Source organism: Enterobacter sp. HK-058-C-ECC, from assembly GCF_047531125.1.
GTDB lineage: Bacteria > Pseudomonadota > Gammaproteobacteria > Enterobacterales > Enterobacteriaceae > Enterobacter > Enterobacter quasiroggenkampii.
In genome coordinates, this window is sequence record NZ_JBLKCH010000002.1 from 47,830 (window position 1) to 72,519 (window position 24,690).

The following is a 24,690-nucleotide window of genomic DNA, read 5'->3' on the forward strand; positions in this document are numbered from 1 at the left end:
GAACGGCGTTCGGAACACCGAACGCCTGGTGGATTATACGGTTGACGTCACGTTGTGAACGTGGCGTCGCTCTTTAGGAACAACGTTGATGTAATGCGTAACATACGCAAAATATAACCCGGCATAATTTTCGACGAGTTCGATAAACGCCGGATAGACCGATAGCCGACCATCACCCCGATCTTTCAGATAGCCTGCCTCCTGAGCCGATTTGATAATCCGGTTGACGTGGATACGCGATACAAAAAATTCTTTTGCGAGCGTGCTGGCTGAATAGTCGATGACGGCACCATGGGCAGATTTATTTTTCATAGCCTGCAGGTAAAGATAAAGCATAATCATACGTCCGCCATCTTTATCGATAAATAATCCCACTTCAGGCAACACCTTTCTGAACGTTAATCCCCGAAAAAGATATTCTGCCGCACGGCGGAAGAAGTTATTTCTCAAAATATCATTATCCAGCAGGTTCACGTTAATATTGAATGTTGGGTAAAGAATACTGACGGGCAAAAAAGCGCCGGACATATATCGCTTAAGTTCATTCAGGCCTTTTTCGGTTGGCGCGATTCTCGTTTTGCGTCTGTCTTCCGTACAGCGCCAGGTCCTGATGCGCCCGGTGGTTCTGAGTATCGTGATGATCGCAATAACGCTGTTAGGGCTGGCTATCTTATAGCGAGAGCATAACTCTTTAATTTCTGAGACTGACTCGGCCTGATTTCCAAAAATAAAACAACACATGGAGAGGATAATGTTGAACCGTGATTCCTGCAGCATTGTCTTGTAGAACAAAGGTTGTTTTTTGTAGATGGTGTCATTAATTGTGTAGTGCTCTAATATTGCCTCACCGAATCGTGGATTGTTTTTTATAACATCCCTTCGATGTAGCAAGGCCCTGGATGAGATATGATTATCCATAGCATTTTTTCTCGTATTTGAATGAGCCGATAGATGAAGTATCCAGTCTTCTTTTCGGAATTTTCATTATACCCTGAGAATAAAACAATTGCCGTGGTTATTTGAAAAGAAAAGTATATTTAAACGCGGGTGATTAACGCAAAGATGTTCCGGTGAATTAGGCTGATAACAGTTTCTTAACCCTGGGTGCTACTGTAAAATTATACTTCGCAACAGATGCAATAAATTTTACGCATACTCAAATGGAAATGGCGCTTTGGTGCCCAGGAGCAGGTTATGACCCACAAAATTTCTCTCAGAAATGGGGCGTGCGATGAACATAAGTTTGTCATCTCAGCCTGCGGTTTCACATTCCAGGGATATTGTTCGATCCTTAACAAATACGGAATCCATGCTTCCCGGATCCACTTTAACGGAGATGAGGCATCTCAACAGGATATTGAAAATATCCTTAAAAATCAGGATGCGCATATCGTGGTGTTTCTCGGGAAAGGCGTGGTCAACCTCCTGGAAAGCCTGAAGCGACTGGCATCCATACTCAATGCACTGCCCGTCATTCGGCACGTCACCCTGTATGGTGATATTCCCGATGGCTGGCTGTACCGCACGCTGGGCAGTCTTTTAAATAACCGCTATCAACTATCATTGATTCGCGTAGCCAGCGTTTCTGATGTAATAGCCTGCTTTCATACCCATTACAAAAGTTTTAAGGATCGCTCTCGCGCATTACGCGAACGCTACATGGATATTTCCTCGCAAGAAAATCTCAAGTGGTTAACACGAAGAGAAATTGACGTATTATTAAGTTTCTACCGCGGCATGTCCGTAAAAGAAATGTGCGATAGAATGGGGTTGTCGAATAAAACGGTGTATACCCACCGTAAGGAAGGCGTGCTTAAATTACACTTAATTAAGCGTTGGCTACACGAACCGCATAATTTTAAAGCAGAAATGCCTGCTAAACACCCACGTCAAAAAACGGGGCTCACGGAGAAGGAAACCGACATTTTTAATGCCCTACGAAATCGCGAAATATTTCCGGCATATCAGATCATTACCGATCGCGATAAAAAGGGTGTTGGGTTTGAAATACTGATTCGCTGGAATAAAAACGGTAAAATTGTCAAGCCTGCCAGTTTTTTAACGGATATTACCAATCATGAGATATGGCTGCAAATAACGGCCTTGGTCATCCATGCTGCCGTTTCAGGTATTAATAAGTATAACGGGAAATATTATTTTTCTGTGAATATCCCGCCTCGTCTGGCTTCCGGAAATGCCTTGCCTGATATGGCACGAAAGGCCATCGATATGCTGCTTAAACCGCAGTGGGCGGAAAAGCTGGTCTTTGAATTTGCAGAGGATATTGACGTGACGAAGGATAAAAGGATCCCTGAAACCATGCGGCATTTACGCAAAACGGGGTGTCGTTTATTTCTGGATGACTGCTTTTCTAACCATCAAACCATGTTCCCGGTGCGCCAGGTCCATTTCGATGGACTCAAACTGGATCGGGACATCGTCGATCACTTTGTGGCAAATGACAATGACTACAATTTGATAAAAGCGATTCAGATTTATAGCGACATGACCGGCACTGACTGTATTGCAGAAGGGGTTGATAGCGAAGAAAAGTTCGAGAAACTCGTCGCGCTGGGCGTTAAAAACTTTCAGGGATATTATCTTTCACGTGCCGTGAAAGAGGATGAGTTAGATCGCATGGTACGGTTATTTAGCTGATAAGAAAAATAAAGCCCCGAAGGGCTCTGGTTTATTTTCGACCCAGCAGCAGGCCGAGAACAATACCGACAGCACCCGCGGCGATGAGGCCGGTGAGGGGATTATTTCTGACCGCTTCTGTGACGTCGGAAACGGCATCGCTGGCCTGAGCGGCGTATTTTTTCGCGGCACCTTTTACCTGATGTTTTGGTGAATCGACGAATTCACCAAACTGCTGCTGCGCTGAACCTGCAAGTTCATCAAATTTATTTTTTGCCTTGTCTTCAGCAAACTGGGTGTTTTTATCAGTACCGATATCAGACATTTTTGCCTCCTTTGTTGATAGTTAAAGGATAGCCGCTCTTTGCGGATGTGGGAGACGCAAGGCTAAATTCGGCACCTGACAGGGCGGTTTTCGGATATATCTCTATACCGGGAACCCGTTATTTCTCATTGTCATCCTGACCGTAATACAGTTTCCCGATGCGGATCAGCGGGCGACCCTGAGACTTACGGTGCAGGTTACTGTCCCTGAGCGAATAAACGCACCCGCAATATTCCTGCTGGTAAAACTGTTCCCGCTTGCTGATCTCAATCATGCGTGAGGATCCGCCCTGTTTGCGCCAGTTATAGTCCCAGTAAACCATACCCGGATAGCGCGCGGCCGCACGCTGGCCGCAGTCGTTTATCTGCTGCATGTTCTTCCAGCGGGAGATCCCCAGCGAGCTGCTGATGACGCTGAATCCATTTTCTGCCGCATAGAGCGCCGTGCGCTCGAAACGCATATCGAAGCACATGGTGCAGCGGACGCCGCGCTCGGGTTCCCATTCCATGCCTTTCGCACGCTCAAACCAATTATCGGTGTCGTAATCGGCATCAACAAACGGCACGCCGTGCTTTTCCGCAAAGCGAATATTTTCCTCCTTACGAATGAGGTATTCCTTTTGCGGATGGATATTGGGGTTATAGAAGAAAATGGTGTACTCAATGCCCGACGCCTGGATAGCCTCCATCACTTCACCCGAGCAGGGGGCGCAGCAGGAGTGCAGCAGCAGCTTGTCGGCACCGTCTGGTAGGGTAAGTTGAGGGCGGATAAAAGGGGCTGTCGTCATGGCGTTCTGCACTATGTTGATGAAATTTATGGAAGGGTAGCATAAATTCAGAAACTGTTGAGACGGGAGCGATGCAGGAAAGCGCGATCCCGCGGGGCGGGATCTTCTCGGGTAGCGCGTGCCGCTATTCGGCAAAGTTCAGCAACGCTTCTCCGTCAAGACGGTAGCGCACCCATTCGGACTGCGGCAGCGCGCCAATGCTCAGGTAAAAGTCGATGGCGGGCTGGTTCCAGTCCAGCACACTCCATTCAAGGCGACCGCACTGCCGTTGTACGGCGAGCTGGGCGATATGTTTCAGCAGTGCTTTTCCCGCCCCCAGGCCGCGATACGCCGGAGAAACGTACAGGTCTTCCATATAAATCCCGTTGCGGCCAAGCCAGGTTGAATAGCTGGTGAAGAACACGGCATAGCCCGCGATCTTGCCTTCACACTCCGCGATCAATGCCTCGGTTTTAGTACCTGCGCCAAAGAGCGTTTCCCGGATCTCCTCCGGCGTGGTAACCACTTCTTCCGGGGCTTTTTCATACACCGCCAGCTCGTAAATCATGGCGTAAATGGCCGCCGCATCTTCGGGGCGTGCCTGGCGAAGGGTGATGCTCATTGTTTTTCCTGCTTTTTAGCGTGCGTCTTGATTGATGGCGTTAAGCATACGGCGTATTGTCTGAAGAATTAAGTGCAATGAAATCAACAAATGATGAATATTATGCATCCGGTACTGAGGCGTCTTGATTTAAACCTGCTGCCCGTTTTCGACGCGATATACCGCCACCGTTCCGTTCGGCTGGCCGCTGACGAGCTGGCGATGAGCACATCCGCGCTCAGCCATGCGCTGTCGCGCCTGCGCGCCACCCTGAATGACCCGCTGTTTTTTCGTGAAGGGCATCGCATGTCCCCCAGCGTGTATGCCTCTCAGCTCGCGCCTTCGATTGCTTCTGCACTGTCGTTCCTGAATCATGAGCTGACCCCGCAGCCGGAGTTTGATGCAGCCAGCAGTACGGAGAGCCTGCAGATTGCGATAACGGACTTTACCGCGCTTTGCATTTTTCCGGCTCTGATGCACAGGCTGCAGCTTACTGCCCCGGGTTTACGCTTTGATTTGCGCTATCTGCCGCACAGCCCAGCGCTGACGGAACTGCTGGCGGGCGAGGTGGATCTGGCGCTGGGCTTCAGCACGCCGGAGGATATCCGTCATCCGGAACTGGAAGAGATCGGCTGGTTTGAAGATGAGTATGTGGTCATCAGCAACGCAAGCCGGACCCGGCTGACGCTGGAGGATTATCTCGCGGCCCGGCACCTGGTGGTTACGCCGTGGAATGAGAAGCAGGGCGTTCTGGACGTGCGGCTTGAGCAACTGGGCTATACCCGACAAATCGCGATCAAAACGCCGTCGATGCTCAGCGCACCGTTTATCGTAGCGGAAAGTGACCTGCTGATGGCGATCCCCCGCTATGCCGCGGAGAAGCTGATTAAGACAGCGGATCTCCGGATTTTTGCGTTACCGTTTCCGATACGCACGTTTGAAGTGAAAATTTACTCGCATAAACGCAGCGGCCAGCGGGGCGCGGCCCGCGGGGTGAAGGAGGAACTGCAGACGCTGGCGCAGGCTGTCAGGGGACGGTAGGCTATTTGTTAGCGGACAGCCCAGCCCGCGCTTTAATATTGAGCAGAGCGAGTCTGTCCTTAGAAGCTTAGGTCCTGAAGATTTTATTCATCCAGTAACGGTTTTCGATTATCTTTCGCTGGCTCTGGCTTGAGTTTTTCAACGGGAATACTACACATGCTTTCCGCTATTGTCCCAAAAAGAGAGTCTTTCGGATAACTTTCCCATTGTCCCACATCCTGTGTCACATGTACGACATCGCCTTCCGCGAACGGTTTCGAAAAATAGGTTCGCGCCATAACGGCACGCTGGTTTTTGTCGCAGTTAATCACGTCGATTGCCCGTGAGCTCGCTATGTAGACGGGAGGATTTTTTATAATGAGTGTCTTCTCGGCGTAGTTATTGATGAAATAAAAGCGGCGTAAGTGATCGTTACCCTGATAAGTTGAAATCACCCGAAAATCGATATACGAAGCAATTCTTTTATCTTCAAGGATTTTTATGACGCCTGCCGGTGGCTTGGGGGTAGACTGGGGATGGGGTTTACTTGTCCCGGTACAACCTGTCAGCATAAGTAATACCAGCCATGTTAGCTTTTTCATTTCGCATCCCCTGCGGATAAATCAGGTCTTAATGTCGTCAGCATGTCAGGCGTTACATTTCCCTGAACGGTACAGAGCAATAATGTCCCGTCTTTACCTTTGCTGAGCATTAACAGCTTTTCAGTACTTTCTTTTGCCGGAGCAATACCTGTCACCGCCTGCGCGTTGTCTTCCCACTCACTGTTTGGGTTGATTTTAATCATCGTCTGAGAAACATAATCGTCTCCCGCCTTTTTCCAGGACAAATGATCAAGTCTGGACATCACTTCTTCTTGCGACTCTTTGAAAATGAGTCCCCAGTAATAGTACTTACCGTAATTGATTTCATCGAGATTGCTGGTTTGCAGGTAATATCCCGACACCGTCAGATTTAATTCATGCAGGGGTTGGGCAAACCAGATGGTGCGATTGCCGTCCTCAGGGGCTTTGAACCAGGCCTGCGAATGCTTGTTGAGCGTTAAGGGGGCTACGCGGCTGAGTTTGGCTCGCTGATGATAAATCTCGTTGAAAAAGGTTGAGTCGCAGCGGGTCAACGTTTGTGTCAACGTGCTGGCGTGAACCGCGGGTGTGGCTACAGCCATGCCTGCTATGAGCCCAATGGAGGAGATGAGTTTACGCATGTAATATCCCTATATTAAAAAAAGACCCTATTTTTATCGGCTTATCAGGATGAGACTTTACGCTTTTTTATTTTGCTTCGTTGTCTGGCGTATTCAATGCCTCCCCCGAGTTTTGTACAAAACCTCAACCCTCTAATCTTTAGGTTTACACAGCGGTAACAAAATAGGTACCATACCCCCCTATAGTATCAGGAGGGCGTATGCCGCATTCACCCGAAGATAAAAAACGTATTCTTACCCGCGTCCGTCGCATTCGGGGCCAGGTTGATGCCCTTGAACGCGCGCTGGAGTCGGGCGACCCCTGCCTGGCCATCCTGCAGCAAATTGCCGCCGTGCGCGGGGCTGCCAATGGCCTGATGGGCGAAATGGTTGAAATTCACCTCAAAGATGAGCTGGTTGCGGGGGACACCACGCCGGATCAGCGAGCCGTTCGCATGGCGGAAGTCGGCCATTTACTGCGCTCTTATCTAAAATAAATCCACATACCTGACAAGAAGGGAAGACATATGAAATCTCGCGCTGCAGTTGCATTTGGCCCCGGCCAGCCGCTCAAAATCGTTGAAATTGACGTGGCACCGCCGAAGAAAGGCGAAGTGCTGATCAAAATCACCCATACCGGCGTGTGCCATACCGATGCGTTTACGCTCTCGGGCGATGACCCGGAGGGCGTCTTCCCGGCAGTGCTCGGTCATGAAGGCGGCGGGATTGTGGTGGAAGTGGGCGAAGGCGTGACCAGCCTGAAGCCGGGTGATCACGTGATCCCGCTGTACACCGCGGAATGCGGCGAATGCAAGTTCTGTAAATCCGGCAAAACTAACCTCTGCCAGGCGGTGCGCGCCACCCAGGGGAAAGGGCTGATGCCGGACGGGACGACCCGTTTCTCTTACAACGGCGAGCCGGTTTATCACTACATGGGCACCAGCACCTTCAGCGAATACACCGTTTGCGCGGAGATCTCGCTGGCGAAGGTGAACCCGCAGGCGCCGCTGGACAAAGTCTGCCTGCTGGGCTGCGGCGTGACCACCGGTATTGGCGCGGTGCATAACACGGCAAAAGTCAAAGAGGGCGATACAGTGGCGGTGTTCGGTCTCGGCGGCATTGGTCTGGCGGTGATTCAGGGCGCGGTGCAGGCGAAGGCCGGTCGTATCATCGCGGTCGACACTAACCCGGAGAAATTCAGGCTGGCGGGTGAAATGGGCGCGACCGATTTCGTGAACCCGAAAGATCACGAGAAGCCGATTCAGGACGTCATTGTTGAGATGACCGACGGCGGCGTGGACTTCAGCTTCGAGTGTATCGGCAACGTGAACGTGATGCGTTCCGCACTGGAGTGCTGCCACAAAGGCTGGGGCGAGAGCATCATCATTGGCGTGGCCGGTGCGGGTCAGGAGATTAAAACCCGTCCATTCCAGCTGGTCACCGGGCGCGTATGGCGCGGTTCCGCGTTTGGCGGGGTGAAGGGGCGTACCCAGCTTCCGGGTATGGTTGAAGATGCCATGGTCGGCAAGATTCAGCTCGATCCGTTCATTACCCATCGCTTACCGCTGGAGCAGATCAACGAGGCGTTTGATCTGATGCACGAAGGAAAATCCATCCGTACCGTTATCCATTTCGGCGACAAGTAACTCTTCTGCCAGCGGTTTTTCGCCGCTGGCATTTCTTTAATAATCTTCTCTAAAGTGTGACCAGTGCGGCGTTTTTAGCCGTAATCTAAATCTCTGCCGTGCCGATGACTATTTAACAGGCGTGTTTTTACGCATCTTACCTACAAGAGAGTCGACGGTCATGGACAACACTACTTCGATGCTGGCGCAGCGCAAGCTGAGCTTCTTGCATCACATCAGGCTGGTTCCGCTGTTTTCCTCCATTCTCGGTGGCATTATTCTTCTGTTTGCCTTGAGCTCGGGTCTTGCGGGTTATTTCCTGCTGCAGGCCGATAACGATCAGCAGGATGTCACAGCTGAAATTCAGGTGCGTATGGGGCTGTCGAACAGCTCAAACCATCTGCGAACCGCGCGTATCAATCTGATCCACGCCGGTGCGGCAAGCCGTATCGCGGAGATGGACGCCATGAAGCAGAACATCAGCGAGGCGGAAACACGCATTAAGCAGTCCCAGGAGAGCTTTACCGCCTACATGAATCGTGCCGTGCGCACCGCCGAGGGCGCAGCGCTGGACGCGGATCTCAAGGCGCGTTACGACGCCTATATCGCTGGCATGCAGCCGATGGTCAAATTCGCCAAAAACGGCATGTTCGAAGCGATCATCAACCACGAAAACGAAACGGCGCGTCCACTGGATGACGCTTATAACGCCGTACTGCTGAAGGCGATTAAGATCCGTACCGACCGTGCCAATGCGCTGACGGAGCAGGCGCACAGCCGCACACAGCTGGGCCTGATGTTTATGGTGGGCGCGTTTGCGCTGGCGCTGGTGCTGACGGCGATGACCTTTGTCGTGCTGCGCCGCACGGTAATCAATCCGCTGCAGCGGGCAGCGAAACGTATCGAGAATATCGCTAAGGGCGACCTGACGATGCCGGACGACGTGGCGGGGCGCAGCGAAATTGGTCGCCTGACGCGCGATCTGCAAACCATGCAGCACTCGCTTGAAAACACCGTGGGCACCGTACGTCAGGGGGCAGAGGAAATCTACCGTGGCACCAGCGAAATTTCAGCCGGTAACACCGATCTCTCGTCCCGCACCGAGCAGCAGGCTGCCGCCATCGAGCAAACCGCCGCGAGCATGGAACAGCTGACCGCGACGGTGAAGCAGAACGCCGATAACGCCCATCATGCCAGCAAGCTGGCGGAAGATGCTTCCGGCAAAGCCACCCGCGGCGGCCAGATGGTCTCCGGCGTGGTGAAAACCATGGGCAATATCTCCAGTAGCTCGAAGAAGATCTCTGAAATCACCGCCGTGATTAACAGCATTGCCTTCCAGACCAATATCCTGGCGCTTAACGCGGCGGTAGAAGCGGCCCGTGCGGGTGAACAAGGGCGCGGATTTGCCGTGGTGGCAAGTGAAGTGCGCACTCTGGCAAGTCGCAGTGCGAATGCCGCAAAAGAGATCGAAAGCCTGATCAACGAATCGGTATCGCTGATTGACCAGGGCTCCGGCGAGGTTGTTGCCGCCGGTAACACCATGAATGAGATTGTCGACGCGGTGAAACGCGTTACCGACATCATGCTGGAGATCGCCGCGGCGTCCGATGAGCAGAGCCGCGGTATTGTGCAGGTGAGCCAGGCGATTTCTGAGATGGATAAAGTGACCCAGCAGAACGCCTCGCTGGTGGAAGAAGCCTCCGCGGCGGCGGCGTCTCTGGAGGAACAGGGCGCGCGTCTGACCGAGGCGGTTGGCGCGTTTCGGTTGAACAGCGCAAAGCAGGGCCGCGTGGTGACGGCTGCGCCGGTGGCGCAGAACGTACCGTTACGCCCGGCGGCGACGGTTTCCGGGGATAACTGGGAGACGTTCTGAGTGGCGTGTTGCGTCGGGTGGCGCTTCGCTTACCCGACCTACAAAAACTGACCTACAAAAAAGGGACCTTTCGGTCCCTTTTTCACATCTTATTTCTTATCGGGTAACGCGTACGCGATAACGTAATCACCGCGGTCCGGCGACTGGCGGGCGCCCCCGGCGTTAATGATGATGTACTGCTTACCGGTTTTCGGCGACACGTAGGTCATCGGGCCGGACTGGCTGCCAACCGGCAGGCGGTCTTTCCAGATCTCTTTCCCGGTGGCGGTATCAAACGCGCAGGTAGAAATCCTGGGTACCGGCAAAGAACAGCAGACCGGACTGGGTAGAGAGCGACGCGCCCAGGGTCGGCATACCGATTGGGATTGGCATGTGCATGCGAATGCCCAGCGGGCCGGTATCTTCCACCGTGCCGACAGGAACCTGCCACACCAGCTTGCCGGTTTTCAGGTCAACGGCTGACATGGTGCCAAACGGCGGCTTCTGACACGGAATACCCAGCGGTGACAGGAAGCGTTCACGCATCGCGCCGAACGGCGTGCCGTCCATTGGAACAATCCCCATCTCGATACCGCTGGCATTTTTCGCCACGTTCGCGCGCGGCACCATATAGTTCGCCAGACCCAGGCGCATATCGTTGACGAACATCAGGCTGTTGTTTGGGTCAACGGAGACGCTGCCCCAGTTCATCCCGCCGAGTGAGCCAGGGAACTGCAGGGAACGATCGAGACCAGGCGGGGTAAAGACGCCCTGATGACGCATCTCTTTAAACTGAATGCGGCACAGCAGCAGGTCGACTGGCGTCGCGCCCCACATGTCGGACTCGGTCAGCGTCTGGTTGCCAATCATCGGCATGCCAACGGAGTACGGCTGGGTTGGGGAGTAGCGTTCACCTTCAACGTTACCCGCCGGGACAGGGCGTTCCTCTACCTTCGCCACCGGCTTACCGGTTTCGCGGTTAAGCATGAAGATCATGCCCTGCTTGCTGGTCTGCACCAGCACCGGCGTGGTGCCGCCCTTACCGTCAGGCAGGTCGTACAGCAGCGGCTGGGAAGGCAGGTCGAAGTCCCAGAGATCGTGGTGGGTGGTCTGGAAATGCCAGCGGACCTGACCGGTGGCCGCGTCGACGGCGACGATGGAGGAACTGTACTTATCGTCCAGCGCGGTACGCTCGCCCGCCCAGAAGTCTGGCGTGGCGTTGCCGGTTGGCAGGTAGATCAGGTTCAGTTTGGCGTCGTAAGACATCGCAGACCAGACGTTCGGCGTACCGCGGGTGTAGGTCTGGCCTTCTGGCGGCAGGCCGGTCAGGTTCGGATTACCCGGATCCCACGCCCAGGCCAGTTTACCGGTGTGAACGTCGTAGGCGCGCACCACGCCCGGCGGTTCACCGGTAGAGTAGTTATCCGCGACGCGACCGCCGACGACGACAACGTTCCCGGCAACCAGCGGCGTGGAGGTTTGCTGATAATATCCGGGCTTGATCTCGCCCATGCCGACGCTCAGATCCACGATGCCATGGTCGCCAAAGTCGTCGCAGACCTTGCCGTTATCCGCGTTGATGGCAATCAGACGGGCATCGGTGGTGGGCAGGAACAGGCGGCGAGGGCATGCCGCTGGCGATGTTCCTGTCTGTGACACTGTCACGTTTGCATGATCTTCAAAGTAGCCCAGACCGCGGCAGCGCTGCCAGTTCGGCGCGGTGGCTTTCGAATCATAACGCCATTTTTCTTTACCGGAATCCACGTCCAGCGCCAGCACTTTACTGTACGGCGTACAGACATACAGCGTGTCGCCAATCTGCAGAGGCGTGTTCTGATCTTCCGCACCCGAGCCGTTGCTCTGCGGAATATCGCCGGTGTGCGCAACCCACGCGACTTTCAGCGAGTTGACGTTTTGCTTGTTAATCTGGTCCAGTGCGGCGAAACGGTCGCCGTGGGTGGTGTTGCCCCAGTGTTCCCAGTTCTTTTGCTGCTCGCCGGGTGCAACGGGTTTCACCGGAACGGGCTCGTTCGCTGCCACGAGGGTTTGCGGCTTAAACATCCAGCCCAGGCTGACCAGCATGGCCACCGCGAGCAGGGCCGCGACGCCAAAGGCGGGCGCCTTGTTCGGGGCAGTGTGGTTTGCTGCGCGCAGGAAGGGCCAGACGATGGCGCACAGGAACGCCAGCACGGCAAAGGTAAACAGGCGGGAGAAGAGCGGCCAGAAATCCCAGCCTGCATCGCTTACCGCCCAGAACAGCGAGGCAATAAACGCGATGCCGTATAGCAGGATCCCGCTGGTGCGGTTGAGGAAAATCAGGATCGCGGCAATCACCATTACCACGCCCATTATCAGGAAGTAACTACTTCCGCCCACGGTGGCGAGCTTAAAGCCCAACCCGCCGACGGCCAGACCGATGAGCATCATCAGTCCGGCAAGAAGCCACTGCAGAATACGAGGTATCCCGCGCGGCGCGCTGCCAAATGCCATTTCTGTCTCCTTAGATCCCCCGCCGTGTCGGGCATGTACCAGTTGGGTAATAAATGCGGTGGGATTGATGGTTAATACCGGTGAATTCGTTTCTGTCAAATAATTAGCGAACCATTTGGTGAATTCGCCGCTATGATAAAACTGTTAAATTGTTTTACGCAATTGTTAATGATTTATTCCGCATTATTTGATTAACGCACAGGACAGCCCCCTCGCCCCTGAGGGGAGAGGGTTAGGGGGAGGGGCAAAAAGGTTTTAGACTGGCATCGATTTGCGGATGGCGCTCAGCAGCGTCTGCGCGCCCGTGGAAAGTGGAGTATCTACCCGGGTCAAAATACCAATAGGCTCACCGGCGCCGGGGGCCGTTACCGGGAGAGCGGTCAGCGTGCCCTGGCGCAAATCATCTTTTACCGCCCCGGAGGGAACGAACCAGACGTAGTCATAGTCGAGTGTGAGCTGGCGTGAAAGCGAGGCCGACAGCGTTTCGATGCACCCTGATGGCAGCGTACACCCCTGCATTTGCAGCAAGGTTTCGGCGGTCTGACGTGGGACGGTCCCTTTCGGGCACACCACCACCGGCCACTCCATCACGCGGCTTAACGTCACCGTGTCCTGCAGCAGAGGGTGATCGGGACGAACCACCAGCTTCAGGGATTCCAGGAACAGCAGTTCGTAATTGAGACCCCCCATCAGTTCAGGATCGGACATGCGGCCGATACCGATATCCAGTTCGCCCGATTTCAGCCCCGCGAGCAGCATGGTGTTATTCATGGTGGCAACCTGGATCGTGGTATGCCGTTGCTGCTTGTGGAACTGGCCAATCACCGGCGGAAGAATGCCGAGCGCGGCGGTAGGCAGGGCCCCGACGCGGACGACCTCGCTGCTGTGTTCTTCTTTTCGATGCAGGGACTGGCCTGCGGTATTGAGCGCATCCAGCACCTTAACGGCGTGCGTCAGGAACTGTTCGCCGACGATGGTAAGCTGCGCGCCCAGACGACCGCGGTCAAAAAGACGGGCGCCGGTCAGCTGTTCCAGCTCGTTGAGGGTTTTCGAGAGCGCAGGCTGGCTCAGGTTAAGAGTTTCAGCCGCACGCCCCAGCGTTCCCTGTTGAGCGACGGCCACAAATGTATGCAAATGGCGCAAGCGTATGCGCTGACTGAACAGACCATTTTTTTCCATAGGCGATGTTAAAAACAGAGCGATGCGGGTGACAAGTTAAGTTGTTTAATTTTGATAACCTGATAGCAAAATATTTTTAACATTTGATCTGTTTGAGTTACAACATGTTTTTCGGCAGGGGAATAGGAGCGAACATCCTTGTTCATTTATTGCTCATTGCTGAGGGGAAAGGGTTATGCGGTTAGATTACCCCGTCACCGCCGTCAGAACACCACACCTGGCCGGACGTAAATGAACATTCATCCGAGGCCAGCGTGACGTACAGCGGGGCAATCTCGACGGGCTGACCCGGACGTCCCAGCGGCGTATCTCCGCCAAACTCCTTCACTTTTTCCATCGGCTGGCCGCCGCTGGACTGAAGAACCGTCCAGTAAGGCCCGGGAGCGACCGCGTTGACGCGAATGCCTTTCGGACCCAGCTGCTTGGCTAAGGATTTGGTAAATACCGCCAGACAGGCTTTCGTCTGAGCGTAGTCCAGCAGCACCGGGCTGGGCTTCACCGCCTGAACAGAGGAGGTATTAATGATCACGGACGAGGCTTTCAGGTGGCGCAGAGCCGCCTTCGTGATCCAGAAAGGCGCGTACACGTTAGTTTTAAACGTCGCGTCAAAATCTTCGGTGGTCAGCTCTTCAAGCGATTCACGGAACTGCTGGCGACCGGCGTTGTTGATCAGAATATCCAGCCCGCCCAGCTTCGAGACGGCTTCTTCGACCAGGTTCTGGCAGAAGGTTTCGTCCCGGACGTCCCCCGGCAGCGCGACGGCGTTCCGCCCTTCGGCTTTGATCAGGTCGATAACCTCAGCGGCGTCTTTTTCCTCTTCAGGCAGGTAGTTAATGGCCACGTCCGCGCCTTCACGGGCATAGGCGATGGCTACAGCGCGACCAATACCCGAGTCACCGCCGGTGATCAGCGCTTTTTTGCCCGCCAGGCGGCCATGCCCTTTATAGCTGGTTTCCCCGTGGTCGGGTACGGGCTGCATTTCGGATGCCAGTCCCGGTGGCGTTTGTGGCTGTTCCGGGAACGGGGGCTGCGGGTAAGCGTTCGTACGTTGTTTAGTATCACTCATAGCTGACTCCTTAAGCCAAGGGGTGAGATTTGATGGATAACTGCAGCGTTAACGCTTCGCTGAATTATTTCTGCAAACGATCAACACGGACGACGGCAGGGGATGATTTTTTATCAAGCGAACCGTTGATACTGATCATCTGGTCGGGTTTTACCGTTCTGCCGTCGAAGACTGCCTGGGGAATAATAACGTCGATTTTTCCGGTTTTATCCTGAAATACAAACTTATCGCCGCTACCATCAATAAGATTACCGCGTAATGAAATGGTCGCACCGTCGTGCAGTTGTTTTGCCTGATCGATGGTCATAATACGCGCATCATCGGTTCCGCGATATCCGCTATCCAGCGCATGGGGTGGCGGCGGAGCTTCACCTTTTTGTAACCCGCCGTTATTATCTGCGAAGGCGGCCGGAACCAGAAATATCATAAAAGCGGAAATAAGTGATAATTTCATCGGATATCCTTCATTTTGGGTGTCTTGACTTATTAAGTATTGTTGCTATTTCTTTATGTGGCAAATGTGATAAGTCCTAAAAACATTCGCGTGAAAAATCAAACTTATCGGATAATAAGCGAAACGGTGACGATGACCATGAAGCGTGAAAATGAAAAGTTGCCCGGGATAGATGAGAGTTATCGCTTGCTGACGTTTGAATACGCGTTTCGTCAGGTGGGTTTTATTGTTCTGCTGGTTATTATCATCGCCGCTATCGCCGGTCTGTTTTCAAGCGGGTGGGTCAGCGATACGGTTAAAACCAATTCCGCTAAATCACTGACCATAAGCTATGAACGGTTTGGCCGCCGGGAGACGGAGACGCGAATGGCGCTGGCGTTCCCGGTGCGAACAGAGGGAAAGTATGTTCTCAGCATGGCCAGCGAGAGCAGCGATGTTTACGAGCCTGGCAGCGTCTGGCCGCAGCCGGACAGCATGTTCAGCCGTGGCAAGACCCTCTATTTTGTCTATAACAACCTGAAAAAGTCAGACCGCTTCGCGGTGTTACTCTTCACCACGCCTTCGAGAGCCGGTAAATGGAACACGACCGTTCGTGTAAACAACGAGCCGGAGATAACCCTCTGGCAATTTATTTACCCCTAGGAGGCTGATATGGATATGGTCTTTCGTGCGCTGGCGATTTATCTGTTCCTCGTGGTGGTATTTAAAGTGGCCGGGCGGCGTGCGCTGCTGCAGATGACCAGCTTCGATCTCATACTGCTCCTGATAATTAGTGAAGCTACGCAGCAGGCGCTACTCGGACAAGATTTTTCCGTCACCGGTGCGATGATTACGATTACCACCCTGGTGGTAGTGGATATTACTTTTGGCCTTATGAAGAAGTATTTTTCCCCGGTGGAGAATATTCTGGACGGCACTCCCGTGATTCTGGTGGAAAACGGCGTACCCCTGGCGGATAAACTCAAAAAGGTCGATGTCTCTTGCGATGATATTCTGGTGTCAGCGCGTCAAAATAATGGTATTACCGAAATAAGCCAAATTAAATATGCCATACTTGAGCGCAATGGACATATTTCAATCATTCCTTTCGAGAAATAAGAGGCGAAAAGATGAGCAATCTTTTTCACGACAACAATTATACCGTGGGTGAACTGACGAAAAAACTGGCGAGCAAATTAACCGATCTCGGGCTTCGCTTAACCACGGCGGAATCCTGCACCGGCGGAAAGCTATCGGTAGCACTTTGCGCCGAAGAGAACACGGCCGATTTTTATGATGTTGGCCTGGTCGTATTCAGCGACGAAGCCAAAGCGCGGATCCTCGGCGTTCGTCCTGAGACGCTCGCGCGCTATACCGCCGTCAGTGAGCAGACGGTGACCGAGATGGCCGCCAGCATCCGCGACATCGCCCAGGCGGATATCAGTATCGCCATCAGCGGCTATGCTGGCCCGGAAGGGGGCGACGATGGCACGGCGGCGGGGACGGTCTGCTTTGCGTGGAACATCCAGGGCGAGACGCAAACCCGCACCGTGCTTTTCTCCGGCGACTGTCAGGACGTGGTGGAAAAAGCGGTGCATTTTTCGCTGGCCGAGCTGGTGACAGCATTGTCGGACGGGCATAACGGTTGATTTCACGTGGAGGTTCTATGGCTGTCATAGTGATTACCGGTGGGACGGCGGGCGTGGGAAAAGCCACGGCGCTGCACTTTGCAAAAGCAGGTTACGATGTCGGCCTCATCGCCCGCGATGAGGCAAGCCTGCACTCAACCCAGGAAGAGTTGCGCCGCTTCGGCGTAAATGCACACGCCGTGCAGGCTGACGTCGCCGACAGTCAGGCGGTGGTGGACGCGGCTAACGACATTGAGTATCGCCTCGGTGCGATTGATGTCTGGGTTAACAATGCCATGGGGGCCGTGCTGGCACCGTTTCGCACCCTTACGCCGGACGAGTTTCGTCGCGTGACTGAGGTGACGTACCTCGGCTACGTGAACGGTACCCGCGCGGCACTCGAGCTTATGGTTCCGCGCGACAGGGGCGTGATTATCCAGGTAGGGTCCGCGCTGGCCTACCGTTCCATTCCCCTGCAGTCCGCCTACTGCGGGGCCAAAGCGGCGATCCGCGGGTTTACCGACGCGGTACGTACCGAGCTGATGCATGAGAACAGCCGGGTTCAGCTTTCGATGGTGCAGATGCCGGGGCTTAACACGCCGCAGTTTGAATGGGCAAGGAACAAGTTCGCCTGGGCGATGCGGCCGGTACCGCCGGTGTTCGAGCCTGAAGTCGCCGCCAGCGCCATCTTCAGGGTGGCGAAAAAGCCGGTGCGTGAGCTGTGGGTAGGCAGCAGCACCATCCAGTCGATTGTCGGGCAGTTCCTCTTCCCGGGTTTTCTGGACCGGCTGATGGTGAAGAAAGCCTGGGAAGGTCAGATGACGGACGATCTGAACGCGCCGGACCGCCGGGACTATCTCGACCAGCCGGTTAACGACCTGCACAGAATCCATGGCCGTTTCACTGACGAAGCGAAAACCCGCGCGACGTCCGTGACCTCCGGTATGCCGGGCAAAGTAGCGTTAGGGGGGCTGGCGTTGGCGGGGATTGTATTAACGCGTTTGCTCACCCGCAGGAAACCGTAATCAGCGCAGCGCGCTGCGGTGCGTCCAGAACCAGCGATAGCCGTAGCCGCCAAGGCTGAGCTCAACGGTTTTACCGCAAACCAGCGCGTCATCGTAGCGTTTGTCCGCAAGACAGGCGGTCCAGGTGGCGTTGCGGATCCCCTTGACGGTGAACCGTACCGGCTGGTCGCTGAAGTTAACAAAGGTCAGGATGCTGCGTTCTTCGGTCTCGTAATAGATCCCGAGCACCGCGTCACTATCGATCGTGAGGAGCCGAAAGGGCGCAACGGCGATTTCGGGGAACTCCGAGCGGGTATTGGCGATATCAATGATCCGGTGCAGAAGCGAGTTGCGGTGGAGCAGCGAATCAGCGACGTTGATTTTCTGATAGCGATAAGGGCCGTGGTTGATAATCGGCGCGATAAATTTTTCCGGATCGGCCGCTGAGAAACCGCCGCCTTGCGATCCCGCCCACTGCATCGGCGTGCGGACGGCGTAGCGCTCCTCCAGTTCGAGGTCATCCCCCATGCCTATCTCGTCGCCGTAGCGCATCACCGGAACGCCAGGCAGGGAAAAGAGTACCGCGTGGCAGAACGCCAGCCGCTTCAGATCGCCGTTGAGCATCGGGGCCAGGCGACGGCGGATCCCGCGCTGATAGACGTTCATCTCGTCGTCAGGGGCGAAGGTATCGAGGACAAACTGTTTGTCTTTCTGGCTGATGCCCTCCAGATCCAGTTCGTCGTGATTGCGCAGCCAGTTGGCAAAACAGCATGAATCGGGCGGGACGATCATCTTCTTCACCGCGTTGCGCAGCGGACGGGCGCTTTTGCGGGCCAGGCTGACGTAAAAATACTTGTTGAGCCAGAAATTGAGCACCAGATTCAGGCGGTCATTATTGCCAAAGTAGTCCTGATAGGCCTCCACCTCGACGTCCACTTCACCCAGCAGGATCGCCTCCGGATTATGCTCCTCAATAAGACGGCGCATATGCTCGAGGATCCACAGGCCCTTTTTTTCATTACCGTTTCCCGCCTGCGTAGTCAGGTGGGAGGCGGCATCCAGGCGGAACCCCGATACGCCCAGCTTGAGCCAGAAGAGGATGATGTTCTCAATCTCTTTCAGCACCGCGGGCGAGGTCAGGTTCAGGTCCGGTTCGTGGCGATAGAACATGTGCCGGTAGTATTGTCCCGCCTCGTCGTCCCAGCTCCAGATGCTCTCCTCCACGCCGGGAAACATCGGGGGCGTATCGTCGTCGTCAGTGTCTGACCAGAGGTAGTAATCCCGGTAGGGTGACGCTGGGTTACGGCGGGCCTGCTGGAACCAGGGGTGCGCGTCGGAGGTGTGCTGGATCAGCAGCTCAATAATGACCTGCATGCCCAGCTCGCGGGCCTGTTCGATAAGGGCAATGATATCGGCCAGCTTTCCGAAGCGGGGGTCCACCTGGAGATGGTCGCTGACGTCATAGCCTTCATCGAGAAAGGGGGTTAGGTAAAACGGGGTGATCCAGATAACTGTCGCCCCCATCCGGCGAATGTAGCGCAGCTTGGCCGCTATCCCGGCGATGTCTCCGCAGCCATCGCCGTTCAAATCATAAAAGAGTGCGGTATCAATCTGGTAAATAATGGCCCGTGTATGCCAGTCCGTCATAGCGTTCCTCAGTGATAGCCTTCAGTATCCGAGACCTTGCCCCGGAAAACGTAGTAGCTCCAGGCGGTGTACACCAGGATCACCGGAATAATCAGTAACGTCCCAACCAGCATAAACAGCTGGCTGGCAGGCGGAGCCGCGGCCTCCCACAGGGTGATGCGTGGCGGAATAATGTTTGGCCAGAGGCTGATGCCCAGCCCGCTAAACCCGAGGAAAATCAGCCCCAGCGTCAGCAGGAAAGGGCGCGCGTGGCTGGCCGGGTTGCGGGTCAGGCGCCAGATCAGCACGCTGAAGATGCCGACCAGCAGAGGAACCGGCAGGAACCAGAAGAAGTTGGGCAGGGTAAACCAGCGGTCGGCGACGTACTGCCAGCCGAGCGGTGTCCAGACGCTGACTACCGCGATAACCACCATCAGGGCCAGCAGCACGTGGCGGGTCAGCTCGCGCATGCGTTGTTGCAGCGCGCCTTCGCTTTTCATAATGAGCCAGGTGGTGCCCAGCAGCGTGTAGGCGACGACCAGTCCGATGCCGCAGAAGAGGTTAAAGGGGGTGAGCCAGTCCAGCGCCGAGCCGACAAAGCGTCGGCCCTCCACGTCAAAGCCGTTGATCACCGCCCCCACCACCACGCCCTGGCTAAAGGTGGCGAGCAGGGAGCCGCCGGCAAAGGAGTAGTCCCAGAACCGACGGTGTGAGGGTGTGGCTTTGAAGCGGAACTCAAAGGCGACGCCGCGAAAAATAAGGCCGATCAGCATTGCGGTGAGGGGGATCGTCAGCGCATCAATAATGACCGCGTAGGCCAGCGGAAACGCGCCGAACAGCCCCGCACCGCCGAGCACCAGCCAGGTCTCGTTGCCGTCCCAGACGGGCGCTACGCTGTTGACCATCACATCGCGCTCTTTCGCATCGCCCACGAAGTTAAACAGCAGGCCAATGCCCAGATCGAAGCCATCCATAATGATGTACATCAGCGTGGCAAACACGATGATGGCAAACCAAATCACTGAGATATCGACGCCCATCAGATTCTCTCCTCTTCCGGAACAGACTCAGCGGCAGACAGCGGACGGGCAGGTGTGCCCGAGGTGTTTGACGTCAGCGTATCGACGGGTTGAGGTCCTTTCTTAATCAGCCGGATGAGATAAACATAGCCCACGCCAAACACGGATGAGTAGACAACGAAGAACGCCAGCAGGCTGATGCTCATCTGTAGGGTGCTATGCAGCGATACCGCGTCGATGGTGCGCAGGTAGCCATAGACGACCCACGGCTGACGTCCCACTTCGGTGGTCACCCATCCGGCGAGCAGCGCCAGCAGCCCGGCCGGCCCCATGCAGAGGGCAAACCACTGGAACGGGCGCGACTGGTAAAGTCGATGGCGATAGCGTAGCCAGAGGCTGACAAGACCAAGGGTAATCATCAGCAGTCCCATCCCGACCATCACGCGGAACGACCAGAAAACGATGGTCGAGTTTGGCCGATCCTCTTTCGGGAAGTCTTTCAGCGCCGGGACCTGCTTGTCCAGACTGTGCGTCAGGATCAGGCTGCCGAGCGCGGGGATCTCCAGGCCGTATTTGGTGCGCTCTTCCTCCATATCCGGCAGACCAAACAGCAGCAGCGGGGTGGCCTCACCGGGGGGATTTTCCCAGTGGCCCTCAATGGCGGCAATTTTTGCTGGCTGATGTTCAAGCGTGTTCAGGCCGTGCATATCGCCCACCACCGCCTGAATGGGCGCGACCAGCAGCGCCATCCACATCGCCATCGAAAACATGGTGCGAACGGCGGGCGTATCGTTACCGCGCAGCAGATGCCATGCCCCCGATGCTCCGACAAACAGCGCGCTGCTCAGAAACGCGGCGATAGCCATATGAATAAGACGGTAAGGGAAGGAAGGGTTAAAGACGATGGCCAGCCAGTCCTGCGGGATCACCTGGCCATTCTCGATAGTGAAACCCTGCGGCGTGTGCATCCAGCTGTTGGAGGCGAGGATCCAGAAGGTCGACATTAGCGTGCCGAGCGCCACCATGCAGGTCGAAAAGAAGTGCAGCCCCGGGCCGACCTTGTTCCAGCCGAACATCATGACGCCGAGGAATCCGGCCTCCAGGAAGAAGGCGGTTAACACCTCATAGGTCAGAAGCGGGCCGGTAATGCTGCCCGCGAACTGGGAGAACCCGCTCCAGTTGGTGCCAAACTGATACGCCATCACCAGCCCGGAAACGACGCCCATGCCGAAGTTAACGGCAAATATCTTGAGCCAGAAGTGGTACAACGATCGCCAGACGTCGTTTTTGGTGCGCAGCCACATGCCCTCCAGCACCACCAGGTAGCTGGCGAGACCGATGGTGATCGCGGGAAACAGGATGTGGAACGAGACGGTAAAAGCGAACTGAATTCTGGCCAGATGAAACGCATCGAGTTCGAACATGGTCCGTACCTCTGAGACGATGGGGCACGCGAATTGCCGGGCAGTTCAGGCCTGGCCGGCAAACCGATTACGGTTTAGTCTTACCGGCACCCAGCTCGGCACCGGTCAGCGGGTCGGAATGTGGATCGGATTTCGTGCGGGCAGACATCGCCTTGACCAGGGTTGCCTGCTCGGTTGTGAGCGTGACGCTGGCACTGCCATCGCCGCCATCCACCGCAGGCTGGGGGGACTCAACGTAATCGAAGTGTTTATCGCTGTTCCAGCTTCCGCGAACCTCTCCACCTTCAGACATATTGTAGTACTTGTTGGTGAATTCCTCGATTGGCGGCAGTTTTCCCGGCGGGAAATTATTACGGATGGACTGCAGCGCCTTCTCAAAGGAGAGCTGATGCGCCGCCTCACGCGTCATCAGAAACGCCAGGGCATCTTTAACGCCGGGATCGTCAGTCACGTTGATCAGACGTTCATAGATGATTTTCGCTCTGGCCTCGGCCGCCACGTTTGAGCGCAGGTCCGCCGTCGGCTCGCCAATGGTGTCGACGTAGGCCGCCGTCCACGGCACGCCCGCCGAGTTGGTGAGCGGGGTACCGCCGCCGTAGAGCAGGGAGGTGATGTGGCTGTCATTGCCGTTTTCGGTCATGGAGCGATACAGCTCGGCCTCATTTTCCACCCCTTCCGCCAGCGCGCCCTTGGCACCTTTATTCAGCATACCGACCAGGGTACCGATGATTTCGAGGTGGCTTAATTCCTCGGTCGCGATATCCATCAGCATATCCTTGCGGCCCGGATCGTCATCGCTCAACCCTTGCGTAAAGTAGCGGCAGGCGGCGGCCAGTTCACCCTGCGGTCCGCCAAATTGTTCCAGTAAAAGGTTGGCCAGGCCGGGATTCGGTTCGGCGACGCGAACCGTGTATTGCAGCTGTTTGACGTGTCGAAACATAGGCACTCTCCTGTGGATTATTTTTTCGCTTCGACACCCGATGCGTCTGAGCGCAGCAGGAACTGTTCCGTCGTTTGCGGGATATGGCGAATCAGCCAGTCGGCCATTTCGCGCTCTTCTGCGAGGATCGTCTCAATAGCGGGTACCGAAGCGGTGTCCCCGGCTTTTTTGGCCGCTGCCAGCAGGGAGGTATAGCAGGCGATTTCAAACTGTTCGAAGACATAGCCGCTGATCGAGCCCTTCACGATTTCGTCTGAAGGGAACATGCCGCCGATGGATTGTCCCAGCGCCGCCATTTTGCTCATCGAGTCTTTTAAGACCGAACGAGAAATATCATTACGGTCGAGGATTTCCTCCAGCAATGTGATTTGCCGTTTTGTCTCATTAATATGCTGTTCAATTCTGGCGCGAACATCAGGATAATTATCGATACGGCTGGCCATGGATTCCAGCATAGATTCGGCTTGCTTTTCCATCGCATGGGCATCGCGTAGCCAGTCATGGTAGTGTTCTACGTGATTCATCATTGTATCCTCATTAGGGGTTCGCTTATTTGGTCTCACTTTCAGCAGCCTGATCGGCACGTGCGGCACTGTAGCCAGATAAATGGCCGACAATATTGGCATAGATACTGATGATAATGACCCATAGCACGCTGTTCTTCCACCATATTACGGAAGGGATAGCGAGTATGAACCATATTATAGCTGCCGTTAAATGGCACCGTTTAATTATCCTGGGACTGATGCTCATTTTATTTAACCTGTGTTATTGCGTCATTTCTGCGCTTTTTGGTTAATATTTCCAACGGCCAGGTCGGTGAGTTTAAGGTCGGTCTCTTTTTCTTCTTCCAGCGTTTCGGCAAGAAGTTTAACGGCTTTTTTATAGCCCAGTTGTTCTGCTAATGTGGCAAGGGTACCGTAGCTGGCTATTTCGTAATGCTCAACTTTTTGTGCAGCGGCAATTAACGCGGCATCACGCACTTCATTTTTTTCCGTGCTTTCGATGACTTCGTTGGCTTCTTCAATTAAGCCTTCCATCGCCACGCATTTCATGCGTTTGATCTTAATACCGTCTTCCTGCTCGACGATCTGGTCGATACGTTCAATCTGACCTTGCGTCTCTTCAAGGTGTGCGGTAAAGGCGGCGCTCAGCTTCTCGCTGGAGGCGGCGCGGGCAAGTTTACTTAACGCTCGGGTAAGCTGCTTTTCTGCGCTGTAGGTATCCGATAGAAGATGAATAAATACATCCTCAACACTTTTCATATTCATAATAATTACGCTCCGGTAAAATTAAAATAATGAAAGGGTACTGCGAGCTTTTCAGCCCGCAGCATGCTCTCTGGTTTTATTAAAAGAGTACTAAATAAGATCAGGAGTTATCAGACTTACGGCCTCCGCCGTGACTGTTCTGTCCCCCTTTCTTGCCAGCTTCAGATGCGCGTTGCGGATCGTTTTTAAAATTACCACCGCTGTGCTGGCCACCTTTACGTCCAGCTTCTGATGCTTTTTCACGGTCTTCAGCGAAATTACCGGAACCACCACGATGCTCTGCCATATTAAACCTCATAGTCATATATTGGTTATGTCAGTACGATACGAAAATATTCCGTATCACTCGTCGTTCGAGTAATAACTCTAGTCGCTGTGCGTCATCCGTCAAATGCGTTTTGCTATTTGCAGCTGCGTTATTTTTAAATATTTGTATATTTACGCTTCGCTTGAAATGGAAATATGGATAGGCAGGAAGGACTTGTAAACAACCATTCAGATTAATCCTAACTTAGAGCTAAAAATTTGAAAGGTGAGGATAAAAATAATGGCGTACTCAAATTGGTTGATTTGTAGTCAGGGG

Annotated in this window: 26 protein-coding genes and 1 pseudogene; 9 read left to right on the forward strand and 18 right to left on the reverse strand. The window is 54.6% G+C overall.

The window, feature by feature from the left end; genetic code table 11:
* Positions 1-33 precede the first annotated feature (33 nt).
* Positions 34-918 carry a hypothetical protein gene (locus ACMWJS_RS04285; protein ID WP_045910493.1) on the reverse strand — a complete coding sequence of 295 codons (885 nt, stop codon included), beginning with the start codon at positions 916-918 and terminating at the stop codon, positions 34-36.
* A gap of 276 nt (positions 919-1,194) precedes the next feature.
* Here ACMWJS_RS04285 and ACMWJS_RS04290 point away from each other — a divergent pair, with 276 nt between their 5' ends.
* Positions 1,195-2,658 (forward strand): EAL domain-containing protein, encoded by a 1,464-nt coding sequence (locus tag ACMWJS_RS04290; protein WP_414746671.1) that lies wholly within the window; start codon positions 1,195-1,197, stop codon positions 2,656-2,658.
* Positions 2,659-2,689: 31 nt separating this feature from the next.
* On the opposite strand, the gene ACMWJS_RS04295 is transcribed toward ACMWJS_RS04290, so the two are convergent.
* From ACMWJS_RS04295 to ACMWJS_RS04305, 3 genes are all read right to left on the reverse strand, one after another.
* Complete coding sequence (locus tag ACMWJS_RS04295; protein ID WP_045910495.1) at positions 2,690-2,962, reverse strand: DUF883 family protein; 273 nt, start codon at positions 2,960-2,962, stop codon at positions 2,690-2,692.
* A 118-nt stretch (positions 2,963-3,080) separates the two neighbouring features.
* Positions 3,081-3,749: an epoxyqueuosine reductase QueH gene (locus ACMWJS_RS04300; protein ID WP_048030544.1), complete on the reverse strand. Its 669-nt coding sequence runs from the start codon at positions 3,747-3,749 to the stop codon at positions 3,081-3,083.
* Between the two features lie 124 nt (positions 3,750-3,873).
* Entirely contained in the window at positions 3,874-4,350 is a 477-nt protein-coding gene (locus ACMWJS_RS04305; RefSeq protein ID WP_262763857.1) for a GNAT family N-acetyltransferase, read from the reverse strand.
* Positions 4,351-4,440: 90 nt separating this feature from the next.
* On the opposite strand from ACMWJS_RS04305, the gene ACMWJS_RS04310 reads away from it, so the two are divergent.
* Positions 4,441-5,370 carry a LysR family transcriptional regulator gene (locus ACMWJS_RS04310; protein WP_414746672.1) on the forward strand — a complete coding sequence of 310 codons (930 nt, stop codon included), beginning with the start codon at positions 4,441-4,443 and terminating at the stop codon, positions 5,368-5,370.
* Positions 5,371-5,453: 83 nt separating this feature from the next.
* Here ACMWJS_RS04310 and ACMWJS_RS04315 read toward each other — a convergent pair whose 3' ends face one another.
* Together ACMWJS_RS04315 and ACMWJS_RS04320 are read right to left on the reverse strand one after the other, a co-directional pair.
* Positions 5,454-5,951: a surface-adhesin E family protein gene (locus ACMWJS_RS04315; protein ID WP_414746673.1), complete on the reverse strand. Its 498-nt coding sequence runs from the start codon at positions 5,949-5,951 to the stop codon at positions 5,454-5,456.
* Positions 5,948-6,571: a hypothetical protein gene (locus ACMWJS_RS04320; RefSeq protein ID WP_229225841.1), complete on the reverse strand. Its 624-nt coding sequence runs from the start codon at positions 6,569-6,571 to the stop codon at positions 5,948-5,950. Before ACMWJS_RS04320 ends, ACMWJS_RS04315 begins: the two co-directional genes overlap by 4 nt.
* Before the next feature lie 200 nt (positions 6,572-6,771).
* Between ACMWJS_RS04320 and ACMWJS_RS04325 the strand changes: the two genes are divergently transcribed.
* The 3 genes from ACMWJS_RS04325 to ACMWJS_RS04335 all read left to right on the forward strand — a co-directional run bounded on the left by ACMWJS_RS04325 (position 6,772) and on the right by ACMWJS_RS04335 (position 10,048).
* Positions 6,772-7,047: a metal/formaldehyde-sensitive transcriptional repressor gene (locus ACMWJS_RS04325; protein WP_008502288.1), complete on the forward strand. Its 276-nt coding sequence runs from the start codon at positions 6,772-6,774 to the stop codon at positions 7,045-7,047.
* Positions 7,048-7,077: 30 nt separating this feature from the next.
* Positions 7,078-8,196, forward strand: a complete 1,119-nt coding sequence (locus tag ACMWJS_RS04330; RefSeq protein ID WP_021242543.1) for an S-(hydroxymethyl)glutathione dehydrogenase/class III alcohol dehydrogenase — start codon at positions 7,078-7,080, stop codon at positions 8,194-8,196.
* 160 nt (positions 8,197-8,356) lie between these two features.
* Positions 8,357-10,048 carry a methyl-accepting chemotaxis protein gene (locus ACMWJS_RS04335; RefSeq protein ID WP_414746674.1) on the forward strand — a complete coding sequence of 564 codons (1,692 nt, stop codon included), beginning with the start codon at positions 8,357-8,359 and terminating at the stop codon, positions 10,046-10,048.
* A gap of 89 nt (positions 10,049-10,137) precedes the next feature.
* Here the strand turns inward: ACMWJS_RS04335 and ACMWJS_RS04340 are convergent.
* The 4 genes and pseudogenes from ACMWJS_RS04340 to ACMWJS_RS04355 all read right to left on the reverse strand — a co-directional run bounded on the left by ACMWJS_RS04340 (position 10,138) and on the right by ACMWJS_RS04355 (position 15,216).
* A pseudogene (locus ACMWJS_RS04340) lies at positions 10,138-12,517 on the reverse strand (glucose/quinate/shikimate family membrane-bound PQQ-dependent dehydrogenase).
* Between the two features lie 255 nt (positions 12,518-12,772).
* A complete protein-coding gene (locus ACMWJS_RS04345; RefSeq protein ID WP_045910501.1) occupies positions 12,773-13,696 on the reverse strand; it encodes a LysR substrate-binding domain-containing protein in 924 nt (307 codons plus the stop codon).
* A 181-nt stretch (positions 13,697-13,877) separates the two neighbouring features.
* A complete protein-coding gene (locus ACMWJS_RS04350; protein ID WP_045910502.1) occupies positions 13,878-14,762 on the reverse strand; it encodes an SDR family oxidoreductase in 885 nt (294 codons plus the stop codon).
* Between the two features lie 64 nt (positions 14,763-14,826).
* Positions 14,827-15,216: a YdeI family stress tolerance OB fold protein gene (locus ACMWJS_RS04355; RefSeq protein ID WP_045910503.1), complete on the reverse strand. Its 390-nt coding sequence runs from the start codon at positions 15,214-15,216 to the stop codon at positions 14,827-14,829.
* Positions 15,217-15,354: 138 nt separating this feature from the next.
* Between ACMWJS_RS04355 and ACMWJS_RS04360 the strand changes: the two genes are divergently transcribed.
* The 4 genes from ACMWJS_RS04360 to ACMWJS_RS04375 are packed head-to-tail and all read left to right on the forward strand — an operon-like array spanning position 15,355 to position 17,848.
* On the forward strand, positions 15,355-15,858 hold the full coding sequence (locus ACMWJS_RS04360; protein ID WP_063621939.1) for a hypothetical protein: 504 nt from the start codon (positions 15,355-15,357) through the stop codon (positions 15,856-15,858).
* A 9-nt stretch (positions 15,859-15,867) separates the two neighbouring features.
* Positions 15,868-16,314, forward strand: a complete 447-nt coding sequence (locus tag ACMWJS_RS04365) for a DUF421 domain-containing protein (RefSeq protein ID WP_414746675.1) — start codon at positions 15,868-15,870, stop codon at positions 16,312-16,314.
* A gap of 11 nt (positions 16,315-16,325) precedes the next feature.
* Positions 16,326-16,844: a 2-oxo-tetronate isomerase gene (locus tag ACMWJS_RS04370; RefSeq protein ID WP_045910504.1), complete on the forward strand. Its 519-nt coding sequence runs from the start codon at positions 16,326-16,328 to the stop codon at positions 16,842-16,844.
* A 17-nt stretch (positions 16,845-16,861) separates the two neighbouring features.
* Positions 16,862-17,848, forward strand: coding sequence for an SDR family oxidoreductase (locus tag ACMWJS_RS04375; protein ID WP_414746676.1), 987 nt, complete (start codon positions 16,862-16,864; stop codon positions 17,846-17,848).
* Here the strand turns inward: ACMWJS_RS04375 and ACMWJS_RS04380 are convergent, their stop codons facing one another.
* The 8 genes from ACMWJS_RS04380 to ACMWJS_RS04415 all read right to left on the reverse strand — a co-directional run bounded on the left by ACMWJS_RS04380 (position 17,849) and on the right by ACMWJS_RS04415 (position 24,393).
* Complete coding sequence (locus tag ACMWJS_RS04380; RefSeq protein WP_414746677.1) at positions 17,849-19,474, reverse strand: alpha-amylase family protein; 1,626 nt, start codon at positions 19,472-19,474, stop codon at positions 17,849-17,851. It lies immediately after the preceding gene.
* Between the two features lie 8 nt (positions 19,475-19,482).
* Positions 19,483-20,493 carry a cytochrome d ubiquinol oxidase subunit II gene (gene cydB / locus ACMWJS_RS04385; protein WP_167210557.1) on the reverse strand — a complete coding sequence of 337 codons (1,011 nt, stop codon included), beginning with the start codon at positions 20,491-20,493 and terminating at the stop codon, positions 19,483-19,485.
* On the reverse strand, positions 20,493-21,896 hold the full coding sequence (locus tag ACMWJS_RS04390) for a cytochrome ubiquinol oxidase subunit I (RefSeq protein ID WP_048223144.1): 1,404 nt from the start codon (positions 21,894-21,896) through the stop codon (positions 20,493-20,495). Before ACMWJS_RS04390 ends, cydB begins: the two co-directional genes overlap by 1 nt.
* A 67-nt stretch (positions 21,897-21,963) precedes the next feature.
* Positions 21,964-22,836 (reverse strand): manganese catalase family protein, encoded by an 873-nt coding sequence (locus ACMWJS_RS04395; protein ID WP_008502274.1) that lies wholly within the window; start codon positions 22,834-22,836, stop codon positions 21,964-21,966.
* A 17-nt stretch (positions 22,837-22,853) separates the two neighbouring features.
* Positions 22,854-23,360, reverse strand: coding sequence for a ferritin-like domain-containing protein (locus tag ACMWJS_RS04400; protein ID WP_014831871.1), 507 nt, complete (start codon positions 23,358-23,360; stop codon positions 22,854-22,856).
* A gap of 25 nt (positions 23,361-23,385) precedes the next feature.
* Positions 23,386-23,589, reverse strand: coding sequence for a hypothetical protein (locus ACMWJS_RS04405; RefSeq protein ID WP_311389038.1), 204 nt, complete (start codon positions 23,587-23,589; stop codon positions 23,386-23,388).
* Between the two features lie 23 nt (positions 23,590-23,612).
* Positions 23,613-24,107: a ferritin-like domain-containing protein gene (locus ACMWJS_RS04410; RefSeq protein WP_023311678.1), complete on the reverse strand. Its 495-nt coding sequence runs from the start codon at positions 24,105-24,107 to the stop codon at positions 23,613-23,615.
* Between the two features lie 100 nt (positions 24,108-24,207).
* Positions 24,208-24,393, reverse strand: a complete 186-nt coding sequence (locus ACMWJS_RS04415; protein ID WP_004150795.1) for a general stress protein — start codon at positions 24,391-24,393, stop codon at positions 24,208-24,210.
* Between the last annotated feature and the right edge of the window lie 297 nt (positions 24,394-24,690).